Annotated in this window: 12 protein-coding genes; 7 read left to right on the forward strand and 5 right to left on the reverse strand. The window is 63.1% G+C overall.

Features of this window, described 5'->3' with window-relative positions:
- From ABEH27_RS25410 to ABEH27_RS25425, 4 genes are all read left to right on the forward strand, one after another.
- Nucleotides 1–249: hypothetical protein (locus ABEH27_RS25410; protein WP_346616204.1), on the forward strand; the 249-nt coding region annotated here is incomplete at its 5' end.
- A 95-nt stretch (nucleotides 250–344) separates the two neighbouring features.
- Nucleotides 345–1688, forward strand: a complete 1344-nt coding sequence (locus ABEH27_RS25415) for a DUF6861 domain-containing protein (RefSeq protein ID WP_346616205.1) — start codon at nucleotides 345–347, stop codon at nucleotides 1686–1688.
- A gap of 17 nt (nucleotides 1689–1705) precedes the next feature.
- Nucleotides 1706–2323, forward strand: coding sequence for a GAD-like domain-containing protein (locus tag ABEH27_RS25420; RefSeq protein ID WP_346616206.1), 618 nt, complete (start codon nucleotides 1706–1708; stop codon nucleotides 2321–2323).
- 26 nt (nucleotides 2324–2349) lie between these two features.
- Nucleotides 2350–2970, forward strand: a complete 621-nt coding sequence (locus ABEH27_RS25425) for a GAD-like domain-containing protein (protein ID WP_346616207.1) — start codon at nucleotides 2350–2352, stop codon at nucleotides 2968–2970.
- Between the two features lie 15 nt (nucleotides 2971–2985).
- Here ABEH27_RS25425 and ABEH27_RS25430 read toward each other — a convergent pair whose 3' ends face one another.
- The 5 genes from ABEH27_RS25430 to ABEH27_RS25450 are packed head-to-tail and all read right to left on the reverse strand — an operon-like array spanning nucleotide 2986 to nucleotide 9098.
- Nucleotides 2986–3552 carry a nucleotidyltransferase family protein gene (locus ABEH27_RS25430; RefSeq protein ID WP_346616208.1) on the reverse strand — a complete coding sequence of 189 codons (567 nt, stop codon included), beginning with the start codon at nucleotides 3550–3552 and terminating at the stop codon, nucleotides 2986–2988.
- Nucleotides 3549–4520, reverse strand: coding sequence for an XdhC family protein (locus ABEH27_RS25435; protein WP_346616209.1), 972 nt, complete (start codon nucleotides 4518–4520; stop codon nucleotides 3549–3551). Before ABEH27_RS25435 ends, ABEH27_RS25430 begins: the two co-directional genes overlap by 4 nt.
- Nucleotides 4521–4523: 3 nt before the next feature.
- The gene (locus ABEH27_RS25440) at nucleotides 4524–5735 is read right to left on the reverse strand and encodes a cytochrome c (protein ID WP_346616210.1); all 1212 of its coding nucleotides are present in this window, start codon (nucleotides 5733–5735) and stop codon (nucleotides 4524–4526) included.
- A 2-nt stretch (nucleotides 5736–5737) separates the two neighbouring features.
- Nucleotides 5738–6274, reverse strand: a complete 537-nt coding sequence (locus ABEH27_RS25445; RefSeq protein WP_241804480.1) for a (2Fe-2S)-binding protein — start codon at nucleotides 6272–6274, stop codon at nucleotides 5738–5740.
- Nucleotides 6267–9098: a xanthine dehydrogenase family protein molybdopterin-binding subunit gene (locus ABEH27_RS25450; protein WP_346616211.1), complete on the reverse strand. Its 2832-nt coding sequence runs from the start codon at nucleotides 9096–9098 to the stop codon at nucleotides 6267–6269. Before ABEH27_RS25450 ends, ABEH27_RS25445 begins: the two co-directional genes overlap by 8 nt.
- Before the next feature lie 277 nt (nucleotides 9099–9375).
- On the opposite strand from ABEH27_RS25450, the gene dsbD reads away from it, so the two are divergent.
- From dsbD to dsbG, 3 genes are read left to right on the forward strand one after another with little or no spacing between them, the layout of a single operon-like run.
- Nucleotides 9376–11091, forward strand: coding sequence for a protein-disulfide reductase DsbD (dsbD, locus tag ABEH27_RS25455; protein WP_346616212.1), 1716 nt, complete (start codon nucleotides 9376–9378; stop codon nucleotides 11089–11091).
- A complete protein-coding gene (locus ABEH27_RS25460) occupies nucleotides 11091–11927 on the forward strand; it encodes a prolipoprotein diacylglyceryl transferase family protein (protein WP_346616213.1) in 837 nt (278 codons plus the stop codon). The genes dsbD and ABEH27_RS25460 overlap by 1 nt, the downstream gene beginning before the upstream one ends.
- Nucleotide 11928: 1 nt before the next feature.
- Nucleotides 11929–12687, forward strand: a complete 759-nt coding sequence (gene dsbG, locus ABEH27_RS25465; RefSeq protein ID WP_346616214.1) for a thiol:disulfide interchange protein DsbG — start codon at nucleotides 11929–11931, stop codon at nucleotides 12685–12687.
- The last annotated feature ends 224 nt before the right edge of the window (nucleotides 12688–12911 follow it).

Genomic DNA, 12911 nt, shown 5'->3' on the forward strand with positions numbered 1-12911 from the left:
GATTTCTCCCACGGTCTGTACTGCTGCGAACAGTCAGAAGCGAGCTATGTCCCTCCTCCTCCCTTCAAGTCCTACCATACAAGCGGGCTTGCCCCGCGAAGCGCCGCGCGGGCGGCGCTCGGTCTCATGGGCGCTGAAGATCCCAAGACAAGCGCTTCGCGAAGCGCCGCGCGGGCCGCGCTCGATCTCAAGGACGCCGACGCAATTGAGTCAAGCACCCCAGAACGCACCCCAATTCCCGCCAATTAGCGCCGATAGAGACTTTTCCCACAACCTTCTCAGAAATGATTACATTCATTCCATGATGTGATTTCCCCCTGCACGCACCTGTCAGGGAGACACACATGTTTCTGAGCCGCCTTGTGCCGTCATGGCACGAGATCGAGTCGCGCATCATCGATGAAATGGGCTATCAAGGAGGTGCCCGTTTCGTCGACCAGTACAACCAACCGGTCGCGTCACTCGCACTCAACATTCGCCGAATCCGCGCCGTCCAGTCCGCCTTCAACCAGGCTGAATGGCAAGCCGCGCAGCTCTTGCGCCGACGCTTCACCGAGCTGGAAATCGCCAGCATCCTCGACGAACTGTTGGTCGTGGTCCGGCAGATGGCGATGATCGTCGTCGGCAGTGCCGTTACCGGCGGCGCCATCGGTGCCGGGATCGGTGCCTTTGGTGCCGGTGCCGGGGCTTTTCCCCTCGCAGGGGTAGGCGCCACGATGGGCCTGAAGGTTAGCGGCTGGGTCCTCGGCGTACTCGGCCTGTCGTCCATCGCCGAGTTTTTCATCGACGGGTTGCCGCGTATAGGCGAGTACTACCTGGACGGCATCCGCAGCGCCTGGGAAGGCACGCACGATGAAGGCTTGAGCCCGTTCGGCAGAGATGATCCGAATGCGATATCGCGGGCCGCGCATTCGATTGCCCTTGGCCATGTGGAAGTCGTGGTGCTGTTGCTGGGTGCGATTGTTTCGTACCTCACTCGGGGGCGCGGCGATGCCCGGGTGCTGGCGCAGGAAATGGCTGCCAGCGACAAGGGGGCGCGGCTTGGGCAATGGATGCTCAAGCATGAAGAGGGGTTGAAGAAGCGGCCGGATTTGCAGGTGCCGGAGCGACGCAGGGGAGCGGGGGATGATCCAGAGCCTGCGCAGACGAATAGACCTAACGGGAAAGACAAAGAGCCTTCGACTGGCAAGCCCGGTAGCATGCCGCTTCATACGGTGGCGTGCTTCAAAGCGGACAACTTGCCGATCTCCAAGCATCGGGAGTTTGAACGGCAGTTGAAGGGGCAGCAAGATGGGTTGAACCGGCTGACGGTTGAGGAGTTTCTCGAAAACCTCACTAATGCAGCCAAACGAGATCCGAGCATTGCAAAAGCCGCACGAAAAGAATTCTATGAAGCGTTACAAGAGAGGCTCCAGAAACAGTTATTGAAAACCATGAACCCCATTGAAGCCAGGAAACTCTCAGTAGTGCAAACAAAGGAATCCATGTCTTCTCTGGCAGCTTTGCATAACCCTGACCTGATCGCAGGCGGTCGAGATGCTATTTCAGATTTTGGCGATAGGCAAGTCAACTCGAGCATAGGGCCGCAATGGAGAAGCAGAATTCAGCACCTAAAGAATGCTGCCGAAAAGGCGTCAAGATCAGGCGCGGGATCAGTACCATTAAATGTGAAACTGCATAAATGCTAACCACCAGGGACACTGCCATGGATGAAATTTTTGCTCTATTTATTGAACAAGTTGGCGAGCCGTTTTTTCGACAGGAGGTTCCGACTTCAAGCCTAGAACGATATACAGGTATTCTACCAAAAAGATTGCTGGACTATTGGAAGGTGCATGGCTGGTGCGGCTACGGCGACGGAATATTTTGGACCGTCAACCCCGATGAATACGAGGTGGCAATCGCGTCGTTGATTGAAGGCACAGCATTGGAAAGCCGGGACAAATATCACCTCATCGCTCGCGGCGCTTTTGGCGACCTGTATCTATTTGGAGAGAAAACTGGGTTTTCAGTAAAGATCCTGGCTCATCTCTCACGATACAGGGGAAGCCAGTATGAATTGACGGCAGCGGACATGGACAGGGAAGTGCAAAGTTTCTTCCTCAGCAAAGAGAAAGCATCCGTTGACTTCGATGAAATGTTCGGGCCAGCACGGAAAAAACTTGGCCCATTAAAACATGATGAGATGTATGGCTTTGTTCCCGCTTTAGCCTTTGGGGGACCGAGCGACCTTACCAAGCTTGAAAAAGTAAAAACTGTTGAGCATTTGGTACTGCTTTCTCAGATCTCCACCCTCGAACCTTACGTTTTTTCCGACTTCTAAACACGCAAAAAATAAGGAATTAACCAATGAACGTAGTCTTCTCCATCTTCCTCGAAACCCTCGGCAACCCCATCGGCCACCAACCCGTCCCGCCTTCCACCCTCGAACGTTACAAAGACAAACTCCCCAACCAACTCCTGGATTACTGGAAAGAACACGGCTGGTGCGGCTACGGTAGCGGTCTTTTCTGGCTGGTCAACCCAGGCGAATACGAAGCCGTGGTGGACGCCTGGGTGGGAGGCACCACCCACGACACCTATCACCTCATCGCCCGCAGCGCGTTTGGCGAGTTGTACCTGTGGGGTGAAAACACCGGCTCGCTCCTGACCATTGCGGCCTACCATTCCCGGTACTTTTTGAGTGCCCCAAGCGCCAACAGCGAACAACGAGAAAGCAAAATTCAGAGCTTGCTGATGTGGGCCATGACCGAAAATATCGGCCTGGGCCTTTTCGACGAAGCCCGGGAAAAATTGGGCGATTTAGAAGCTAACGAGATGTACGGTTTCGTGCCTGCCCTGGTGCTGGGAGGCTCTGCCACGCTGGATGGTCTGCAGCGACTCGACGCCGAAGTGCATTTGATTCTGCTTTCGCAGATGGCGGACCTTCAGCCGTATGAACTCGACGAAGAGCAAGAAGAAAATGATTAGGCGAAACCACCCTGCTTACCGGTAAACCGCATCAGGCCGATCCACGTCCTGCAACACTCCGGGGTCCTCAACATCAAGCCTGATGCAATTCGCCGAGTGGGCCCTTACCACGGAACGCGCCCCTTCATCACCCGTCAGGCGTGAAAGCGCCGCCCAGAAATCGCGCCCGAACAACACGGGATGCCCCTGCCGCCCGTCATGCTGTGGCAACACAATGGCCGAGGCTCCAGCAGCCGATATGAGCTGGCCAAAAGTTGCCCGAGCGATCCAAGGCATGTCGCCCAACAGAATCGCCACCGCCTGTGCATCACTGTCGATCAGCGATGCAGTGCCGGCTGCCAAGCTGTGGCCCATTCCCAAAGCAGCCTGCGGGCTGGCAATGACCCGGCAACCAGCAGGCAACCCAAGGTCCTCTGCCCGCTCACCTTCGCGCAACACCACCCGTACATCACCGAACACCGAGCAAGCCCGCTCGACGCTGTGCACCAGCAAGCTGCGCCCATCGGCCAGGGTGGCGCGGCGCTTGTCGCCCCCGAAGCGCACGCTGCGACCTGCCGCCAGCACCAGCGCGACGACCTTCACAGCGCCGCCCGGGTGATGCCGTTGCGCATCCGCAGGATATCGGCCAACACCGCCAATGCGATCTCCGCCGGGGTCTTGCTGCCCAGGTTCAGGCCGATTGGCGCGTGGATGCGCGCCAGCTCGTCGTCACCCAGGCCACCGATCCGCTGCAGGCGTTCGCGGCGCTTGTCGGAAGTGGCCTTCGAGCCCATCACGCCAATGTAGAACGCCTCTGTACGCACCGCTTCAAGCATGGCCAGGTCATCGATTTTAGGATCATGGGTCAATGCAACCACTGCGGTGTCGGCATGGCAACCCCCGTTGGCGATGAATTCCGACGGCAGTTCACGGCGCACTTCAATGCCCTCCAGCGCCACCCCTTCGAGCACTTCATCACGCGGGTCGCAAAGGATGACCTCAAAGCCCATGCCCTTGCCGAACTCGGCGCAATACTGCGCCACGCTGGAATAGCCCGCCAACAGCAGGCGCTGGGCGGCGCCGACCCGGAGGCGAACGCGGCTGCTTTCACGTTCGACGCGCGGGCCCTGGGCAGTGTCATTGCTGAGCTGGCGAGCCCCATCCGGCAGGCTCACCTCGCGCAGCAGGCGGCGCTGACCCTGCAGCGCACTGTGCAGCTCACGCAGGTGCCCCTGCACCTCGCAATCGGCCGGCAGGTTTTCCACCAGCACCTCGAGCACGCCGCCACAGGGCAGGCGAATGCTCGAACGCCGGTCACTGCCATCGCCATACCGCACCAACGCCACTGGCTCGGGGAACTCGCCCAGGGCGACGCGCTCGAGGAAATCTTCCTCGACGCAACCGCCCGACAGCGAGCCCACCCACTGCCCGCCGTCGTTCACCGCCAGCAACGAGCCCGGCGCACGCGGCGCCGAGCCGTAGGTGGCGAGCACCGTGCACAACCATACCCGCTGGCCGTTACACGACCACTGCAACGCCTGGTGCACGACCTGCAGATCAAGATGCTGCACGCGTCACTCCGCCTTCAGCTCGGCGAGCTGCTGCACGTTCAGGTCACCGGGTAAACCACCCCAGGCCTGACGCAGGTAGTTGACCATGTCGGTGATCTGCTGGTCATCGAGCTTGTCGGCGAAACCTGGCATCGGCTGCATACGCTCGAAGCCGGTGAACTGCTGTTCGCGGATACCGTCGACAATCGCCTTGACCAGGTTGCGCGAGTCACCCTGGCGCAGCACCGTGTTGCCCTGCATGGCCACGGCGATATGCGGCTTGCCCTCGCCATCGACGCCGTGGCAGCCGGCGCAGACATTGAGGTACTGCTGGCGGCCGCGCTTGGCGCTTTCGGTCAACTGCTCCAGTGGCACTTCCTTGATTACCTTGGCCGCCGGCGGCTGGTCGCCCAGCAGGTAGGTGGCCATGGCGGCCAGGTCTGCGTCTTCCAGGTGCTGGGTGCTGTGGTGCACCACCGGGTACATCTCGTTGAACATACTGCCCTGGGCACTGATGCCGTGTTTGAGGAAGGTGGTGAGGTCTGGCTGGGTCCAGCCGCGCTCGGCCAGGTCCTGGGCCAGCAGGCTCGGCGCCAGGTAGCCGTTGAGCAGGCCGCCGGTCAGGCGCTGGTCCTGCTGCAAGGCACCAATCGGGTTACGCGGGGTGTGGCACTCGCCGCAGTGGCCCATGACTTCGACCATGTACTGGCCGCGCTGCCAGGCCGGGCTCTTGCCCTGCGTGGGCTGCAGCTGCACGCTCTTGCCGTACAGCATGTTCCAGCCGGCCAGGCCCATGCGCACGTTGAACGGGAAGCTGAGCTTGGTCTCCGGCGCCGGGCGATTGATCGGCGGCACGGTCATGAGGTACGCCAGGATCGCATCCGAGTCTTCCCGGCTGATCAGGTGGTACGAGGTGTAAGGCATGGCCGGGTACAGGTTGGCACCGTCCTTGCGCTTGCCTTCGGTGACGGCAGCGAAGAACTCGTCGGCCGTGTAGTTGCCGATGCCGTACTGCTTGTCCGGGGTGATGTTGCTGCCGTAGATGGTACCGAACGGTGAATGGATCGGCAGGCCACCGGCGTAGGGCGCGCCGCCCTCGGCAGTGTGGCAGGCCATGCAGTCGGCGGCGCGGGCGAGGTATTCCCCGCGCTTGACCTGTGCCTGGTCCTGCGCCTGGGCAGCCATCGATACGACAAGGCCAAGCGCCAGCGCCAGACCGGAACGAACGAACGCCATGCTCAACCCTCCTTGACCAGGCCGAGGTCGTTGAGGACCGTGCGGGTAGCGTCGTAGTAACGCACGTAGCCGGTGCAGCGGCAGATGTGGTGCCCCAGGCTCTCTTCGATGCGGTCTTCCAGCTCGCTCTTCTTCACAGGCTGGCGCTGGGCATTTTCCACTAGCACGGTCGCGGCGTTGACGAAGCCGGGTGCGCAGTAGCTGCACTGGAAGGCGAACAGGTCGACGAACTTCTGCTGGATCGGGTTCAGCGTGAAGTTGCCGGCCTCGTCCTGCTTGGCATGGCTCTCGATGGTGCGGACCTTCTTACCGGTAAAGTAATGCGCGCCGGTGATGCAGGTGCGCACTTCTTCGCTGGTGCCATCGGGGTTGTCGACGATCACCACGCAGGCGTGGCAGATGCCCTGGCCGCAGCCCAGGCGCGAGCCGGTGAGGTTCTGGTGTTCGTGCAGGTAGTCGATCATCGCCAGGTCATCGGGGACCTCGACCGGACCGACAGGTTGACCGTTGAGGGTCAGTTGAAGCGGACGGTTAGCCATTGAGGGCCTCCTTGATGCGGGCTGGAGTAATCGGAAGGTCGCGCACGCGTTTGCCAATGGCATGGGCCACGGCGTTGCCGATGGCACCGACCACCGGGATCATCACCACTTCGGCGATGCCCTTGGACGGGTCGGTTGGCGACAGCGGCGGGAGGATCTCGGACGTCTGCTTCCACACCGCCACGTCTTTGGCACGCGGCAGGCGATAGCGGTTGAAGTTCCAGTCGCCCTCCCCCGGGCCGCCTTCATGCAACGGCATCTCTTCGGTCAGCGCATGGCCGATGCCCATGGCGATACCGCCTTCGAGCTGGCCTTTGACCAGTTCTGGCACCAGCACGCGGCCGCACTCGACCCAGCTGTGGTGGTTGAGCACCTGGACTTCACCGCTGCCCTTGTTGACCTTCACTTCGACGATGGTCGCCACCGGGCTGTAATAAGTGACCATGGCGTTGTTCAGCTGGGTGGCCGGGTAGGCCGCGTTCTGCCGGTCGAGCAGGTGGAAGCCGTTGCTGGTCATCTGTGCTTTCTTGGCATTCGGCGCACCGTCGCCGTACTTCACGGCCACGGCATCGAGCGGGAAGCGCTCGCGCACGCCGTCGATGACGAAGTCGGCCTCGGCCCAGCTCCAGCGGTTGAAACCGTGCACGCTGACGCCGGTGACCAGGCCCATTTCGTGGGCTTTCTTCGCCAGTTCAGCGAACGGAATCGGCGCCAGGCCGTTGCCGGTCAGCTCGCCGTTGACCCACACCGCGTTCTCGCGGCGCACCACCAACGGGTTGGCCTGGCCACCGAACGGGCCTTGGCGCCACAGGGCCATGGCGGCTGGCCACAGGCCGTGATTGAACAGCACACGCGCCGCTTCACGGGTGGCGTGGCTGAAGTAGAAGGCCGAGTTGGTGGCCGACGATGGCGATGCCAGCTTGCCAACCCAGCGCGGGTCGCGCAGCGCAGCGTCCTGCTCGGCCTGGCTGATCAGGTACGGGTTGCCGCTGGTGGTCAGTTGCAACTCCGGCCATTCGGTGGCGGCGGTCTTGACCTCATCGGCCGAGCGGCCGAGGAAGTCACTCACCACCAGCGCCTGGGAGGTCGACATGCCAGTGCCCAGCTCGGTGCCGATGTGGCGCAGGCTGATGCGGCCATCGGCAGTGAACTCGATGCTGGCCATCGGCGCTTCGGAACCGGTGCCGAAGTCCTTCTGGCAGATGGCGAAACCGACACCGTACCAGTGGTCCTGGTCCTTGGCGTCCATCTCGCGCTTGCGCGCGTCACGGTTGCGCCACCATTCATGGGCAGCGGCCTTGTCGAGAATCTCGTGCAGGCGCAGGGCACCCGCGGGCACTGCGCCCTGGGTGTTCTTCATGCCCGACTTCAGCGCATTGGCGCGGCGCAGGTCGATGGCATCGACGCCCAGGCGCCCGGCCACTTCGTCGACCATCATCTCGGTGGCAGCCATGGTCTGCAGGGTGCCGTAGCCACGCATCGAACCGGCCTCGACACCACGCGAGTGATACGCGGTGACGGACAGGTCGTTCTGCGGCATGTAGTAGATCGACTGCGCCGCCGTGGCGCCCACCGCAGCCACCGACGGGCTGTAGTTGATGCGGCCACCGCCGTCGCAGGTCATGTCGGCGCGGAAGATCTTGAAGCTGTTGTCCTTCTTGTCCACTGCCAGCTGATAGCGAATATCGAAGGCATGGCGCTTGATGCCACTCTGGAACTGCTCGTAGCGGTCGTTGGCCAGGCGGATCGGCACACCGGCGCCATACAACGCGGCCACTGCGGCATAGAACACGAAGATGTTGTTGTCCTTGGAGCCGTACCCCACGGTGTAGCCCGGGTGCACGTTGAGCTGCTTCAGGCCGAAGCGCGACGGCTTGATCATGTGCACGCATTCCTGCGCCACTTCGAACGGGCACTGGGTAGCGACCACGAAGTGCAGCGTGCCGGTTGCCGCGTCGTACCAACCGTTGCCGTTGTCGGGCTCCAGCGCGGCCGGCTCGATGGACGGCGTCTTGTAGCGCTCGTCGAACACCAGCCAGTCTTGCGGCGGGTTGCCCAGTTGCTCATCGATGCGCTTGGCGTGGAACAGGCCTTGCTCGGTGAGGTCGCCATGCTGGTTGGGCGCCTTGGACCACACCGGCTTGCGGTTGAGGATGGTCGGGAACAGCATGGTGTTCTTCAGGCTGGAGAACGCGTCCTCGTCGAACGGCGTGGCACCGCCAACGCGCACGAAACGGAAGCTGCCGTAAGGGTCACGCTGGTACAACGGCGCCTGGGCGCCATAGCGGATCGCCTTATCGTTGAACTGCAGCTTGCGCTTGGCCTGGCGGAAGCGCTCGAAGTCGCTCCAGATCAGGATCGCCACCGGGTGGCCGATGAACATCGGCACCTTGCCGGGCGGCAACAGCGGGTCGGGCGAATGGGCTTCAGGCCAGGCGATACCGTCCTTTTCCAGGTCGGCGGCGGTGACGATGCGGTCCGGCTGCAGCTCGGCGCCCAGCCAACCCAGGTCGTAACCCTCGTAGATGCGGTCGGCCTTGGTGGTCTTGAGCAGCATGGCGTGGCCTTGCTGGGCGGGCCAGCCGGGCATGTCTTTGGCGCGAATGTCGCGGGCGAAGACCTTGTTGCCGCATACCTTGGACAACGCGTCGTTACGGAAACGCGCCTTGCCGTCATGGTTCATCCACTTCTGCGGCGAGGTGGTGACACGGTCCTCCATCAGCGCGGCGAACGCCTGGCTGCCGAGCGGCGCCATGGTCACGCCGACACCGGCGATCAGGCCACCTTGCAGGAAGGAGCGCCGGGAAATATCACGGTTGGACATGCTTGATCCTCTGGGCAGAACGATGCCTGCCCATCTTTTGATTCTTGTGCAGGGAAACTGAGGGGGCAGTGGGCGGCTTGGCGGGCCGCCCACAAAAAACTGACTTTCACGTCAACTTTACAGCAATCTGCCAGGTGTTGGCAAAGTCAACCTGACAGTATGTCGCGGTGTGTCCACGCCGGCCCTGGCCCGGCAGCACTGTCTGCACCAACGGTTAACCTTGGGTTAATCGTCTCAGGCCAGCATGGCCTGCGTTCACATCTGCCAAGGCGAAGACATGCGCGTCCTCCTGCTCTTCCTGACATTACTGCTGGCCGGCCCGTTGCAAGCCAACCCGTTCCAGGCCAAACCCGACTTCCTGCCGGTCAACCAGGCATTCGTCCTCACCCATGACCGCCAGGCCGACGGCCAGATGCGCCTGTACTTCCAGATCAAGCAGGGCTACTACCTCTACCAGAAGCGCCTGAAGTTCGATGGCCTGTCGGCCGACCAGCAGCCGCAGCTGCCCCCTGCCCTGAACCACCACGACGAGTTCTTCGGCGACAGCGCGGTGTACCGTGATCAGCTGGAACTGCTGCTGCCTGCCAACGCTCAGGGCCAGCTGCGTCTGGGTTGGCAGGGCTGCGCCGATGCCGGCCTGTGCTACCCGCCGCAAACTACCGTGATCGACCTCGGTGGCAGTACTGCACCGGTGGCTGACCAGGCCAGCGACCAGGCGTTGGCCAGTGGCCTGCAGAGCGCCAGCCTGGGCTGGAGCCTGCTGGCGTTCTTCGGCCTTGGCTTGCTGCTGGCCTTCACCCCCTGCTCGCTGCCGATGCTGCCGATCCTCGCCGGCCTGGTGCTGGGCAACGGCGCCAGCGCGCGCCGTGGGTGGGTGCTGGCCGGGGTTTACGTGCTGAGCATGGCGCTGGTCTATGCAGCGCTGGGCGTAGTCGCCGCGCTGCTGGGCGCCAGCCTGCAGGCCTGGCTGCAGCAGCCGTGGTTGCTGGGCAGCCTGGCGGCGCTGTTCGTGTTGCTGGCCTTGCCCATGTTTGGCGCCTTCGAATTGCAACTGCCCGCCGCCCTGCGTGATCGCCTGGACCGCGCCGGGCAGGCGACCCGGGGCGGCAACCTGTACGGTGCGGCGCTGCTGGGCGCGCTGTCCGGGCTGCTGCTGGGCCCATGCATGACCGCGCCGCTGGCCGGCGCGCTGTTGTACATCGGGCAAAGTGGCGATGTGCTGCAAGGCGCACTGGTGCTGTTCAGCCTTGGCCTGGGCATGGGCTTGCCGCTGCTGTTGCTGGTAACCGTCGGCAACCGCTACCTGCCGCGCCCGGGCGCCTGGATGAACCGGGTCAAGGGGGTGTTCGGCTTCGTGTTCCTGGCCATGGCGCTGTACACCGTGCGCAGTCTGATCGCCGCGCCACTGCTGCTGGCCTTGAGTGGCGCCTGGCTGGTTGCCCTGGGCTGGGCCATGTGGCCGGCGCTGCAACGCTTGCCTGCCTTGCGCGCAGTGCCGCTGCTGGGGGCGCTGTGGGGTGGCCTGCTGCTGGTCGGCGCTGCGGCCGGCGGCGATGACCTGTGGCAGCCACTGCGACCATTCGCCGGCGGTGGCGCAACGGCGGCCCCGCAGCAACATGCCGAAGACGCTTTCGTCACCGTCAGCCGCCCTGAGGACCTGCAACGTGAGCTGGAGGCGGCCAAGGCCCGTGGCCAGTGGGTAATGATCGACTACTATGCCGACTGGTGCGTGTCGTGCAAGGTCATGGAAAAGCAGGTGTTCGCCCGTGGTGATGTGCAGGCGAGCCTTGCCGGCGTGCACTTGCTGCGCCTGGACGTAACCGCCGACGCGCCGGCCAGCCGCGCACTGCTGCAACGCTACCAGGTACCCGGCCCGCCCAGCATTCTCTGGCTCGGCCCGGACGGCGAGGAACGCCGCGCGCGGCGCATCACCGGTGAGGTGGATGCGGCCGCGTTCCTGCAACACTGGGCGCAGACCAGGAGCCAAGGTTGATGCTGACGGTAACGCTGGGGCCACTGACCATGGCCCTCAATCATCTGTTGATGCTGGCCGCCCTTGGCATTGCCAGCGTGGTCGGCTGGTGGGTCGCGCGGCGCGGCGGCGAGAGCCCGGAATCGGCGCTGTTCAACCTGTTCCTGATCGGCCTGCTTTGCGCCCGTATCGGCTTTGTTGTGACCTACTGGCCGATGTACCGGGACGACCTGCTGCAGGTCATCGACATCCGTGACGGCGGTTTTCTGCTCTGGTCGGGGCTGATCGGCATCGTGCTCGCTACCCTCTGGCAGGGCTGGCGCCACCCCGGCCTGCGCCGCCCCCTGGGCTGGGCCTTGTTCAGTGGTGCGCTGTTCTGGGGCCTCGCCAGCCTGGGCAGCCACCTGTACAGCAAAGGCACCGAGCTGCCCGAGTTGAGCCTGCGCAATGCTGGCGGGCAATCGGTCGCGCTGCACAGCTACCGCGGCAAGCCGCTGGTCATCAATATCTGGGCCACCTGGTGCCCGCCATGCCGGCGGGAAATGCCAGTCCTGCAACAGGCCCAGGGCGAGTATCCCCAGGTGACCTTCCTGTTCGTCAACCAGGGTGAGACGCCAGAAACCGTCAGCACCTTCCTGGCCACCACCGGCCTGAGCCTGACCCATGTGCTGTTCGACGGCACCGGCGTACTGGCCCAGCGGGTCGGCTCGATGGCCTTGCCCACCACACTGTTCTACGACGCCAACGGGCGGCTGGTCGGCAGCCACCTGGGCGAGCTGTCCAGGGCCAGCCTGCGCCATGCGCTGGAACCTTTCGACCGGGCCGCCGCGCCCGCCCCTGCCGCACAAGGAAACTGACATGCGATTGACTGCACTGCTGCCCCTCTCCCTGGCCCTGCTGGCCGCCCCATGGGTACAGGCTGAAGACCTGCCCAAGGCGGTCCAGCAACTGCAAGCCAAGGGCGCCGTGATCAAGGGCAGCTTCGACGCCCCCAACGGTTTGCGCGGCTATGCCGCCGAGTACCACAACAACGGCATTGCCCTGTACCTCACGCCCGACGGCAAGCACGTGCTGGTCGGCAGCCTGTTCGACGAACAGGGCCAGGACCTGAGTGCCGAACCGCTGGAAAAACTGGTGTATGGGCCGATGTCCAAGGCCATCTGGGCCAAGCTGGAAAAGACCAGCTGGATCGCCGACGGCAAGGCCGATGCGCCGCGCAAGGTGTACCTGTTCAGCGACCCGAATTGCCCATACTGCAACATGTTCTGGCAACAGGCGCGGCCCTGGGTGGAATCGGGCAAGGTGCAGCTGCGCCATATCATGGTCGGCATCATCCGCGAGGACAGCCCAGGCAAGTCAGCGGCATTGCTGGCCGCCAAAGACCCGGCCAAAGCGCTGGAGCAGCATGAAAAGGCCGGCAAGGCGAGCACGCTGAAGGCGCTCGCCACGGTGCCGGACGCGGTACAGCAGAAGCTGGCGGGGAACATGGCCTTGATGGAAGAAATGGGCTTGCAGGCAACCCCGGCTATCTTCTATCAGGATGAACAGGGCAACCTGCAGAGCCAGCAAGGGGCACCGCGGCCGGAGATGCTGGGGAAGATCCTCGGCAAACGCTGAATTATCAGGCAGTCGCACCGGCCTCATCGCCGGCAAGCCGGCTCCCACAAGTACCCCACACAACTCATGGACTGTGCTGTACCTGTGGGAGCCGGCTTGTTCTGGTCAAGTTTTTCCGGACACCGATTACGGTGATCACGCCGCCTGCTGCTCCATAGCTATCGGCGACAGGTAGTTGTTGTGGCTGTGGAGCCTGATTCGGTTGTATCGCATGAAGAAGCTGG

The organism is Pseudomonas sp. P39-UII1 (genome assembly GCF_039672635.1).
In the GTDB taxonomy this organism is placed as follows: domain Bacteria; phylum Pseudomonadota; class Gammaproteobacteria; order Pseudomonadales; family Pseudomonadaceae; genus Aquipseudomonas.

Bases quoted from the DNA above. Each gene is read 5' to 3' on its own strand.
- ABEH27_RS25415 (WP_346616205.1), top strand. From the start codon at position 345: ATGTTTCTGAGCCGCCTTGTGCCGTCATGGCACGAGATCGAGTCGCGC.
- ABEH27_RS25420 (WP_346616206.1), top strand. From the start codon at position 1,706: ATGGATGAAATTTTTGCTCTATTTATTGAACAAGTTGGCGAGCCGTTT.
- ABEH27_RS25425 (WP_346616207.1), top strand. From the start codon at position 2,350: ATGAACGTAGTCTTCTCCATCTTCCTCGAAACCCTCGGCAACCCCATC.
- ABEH27_RS25440 (WP_346616210.1), bottom strand. From the start codon at position 5,735: ATGGCGTTCGTTCGTTCCGGTCTGGCGCTGGCGCTTGGCCTTGTCGTA.
- ABEH27_RS25445 (WP_241804480.1), bottom strand. From the start codon at position 6,274: ATGGCTAACCGTCCGCTTCAACTGACCCTCAACGGTCAACCTGTCGGT.
- ABEH27_RS25450 (WP_346616211.1), bottom strand. From the start codon at position 9,098: ATGTCCAACCGTGATATTTCCCGGCGCTCCTTCCTGCAAGGTGGCCTG.
- dsbD (WP_346616212.1), top strand. From the start codon at position 9,376: ATGCGCGTCCTCCTGCTCTTCCTGACATTACTGCTGGCCGGCCCGTTG.
- ABEH27_RS25460 (WP_346616213.1), top strand. From the start codon at position 11,091: ATGCTGACGGTAACGCTGGGGCCACTGACCATGGCCCTCAATCATCTG.
- dsbG (WP_346616214.1), top strand. From the start codon at position 11,929: ATGCGATTGACTGCACTGCTGCCCCTCTCCCTGGCCCTGCTGGCCGCC.